The organism is Larkinella sp. C7 (assembly GCF_006149005.1).
Lineage (GTDB): Bacteria > Bacteroidota > Bacteroidia > Cytophagales > Spirosomataceae > Larkinella.
Genome location: NZ_VBSL01000129.1, coordinates 1 through 502, shown reverse-complemented (window position 1 = coordinate 502; position 502 = coordinate 1). Strand labels below are relative to the sequence as shown.

The 502-nt window shown below is 42.3% G+C and carries 1 protein-coding gene; it reads right to left on the bottom strand.

What is annotated here, in order from left to right; all coding sequences use genetic code 11:
- Positions 1-271 (bottom strand): PolC-type DNA polymerase III N-terminal domain-containing protein (locus tag FH871_RS34730; protein ID WP_138995336.1); only part of this gene is annotated, 271 nt, incomplete at its 3' end.
- Positions 272-502: the final 231 nt, after the last annotated feature.

Below are 502 nucleotides of genomic sequence, written 5' to 3'. Positions count from 1 at the left end.
AACTTTCGGCATAATAGGCCTGTAGTAAGTCAGCATCAGAAAAATCGACTGACCCAGCTTCAATAGTAAAAGTTGCCTTGATGTCTGCCTCCTTAAAGGTCGAGACTAGGCGGTAGGCTAGTTCCTGGTAGAGACCAATCGGTAAAATTTGGTCAAAACTAAAGTGAAAGTCCCACTGGCGACTGAGGGCATGGACCTTGACCTCCTTGATGTCAGCAGATGAAAAGGCCTGAGACTGTCTCATCTCAAGCGGCATTTCAATCTGTTCCATCAATTTTTTANCTTGACCTCCTTGATGTCAGCAGATGAAAAGGCCTGAGACTGTCTCATCTCAAGCGGCATTTCAATCTGTTCCATCAATTTTTTAAATAGTTCTGACATGACTAGCTCCCATTTTTCTTGAAGATTGACCCAGAGTGCTTAGGTCATTAAGCCCAGTCAAAGCAGGGGTTTATCAGACCTTATCATACTCATTTAAAATCAAAACTTACACTTTGGTATT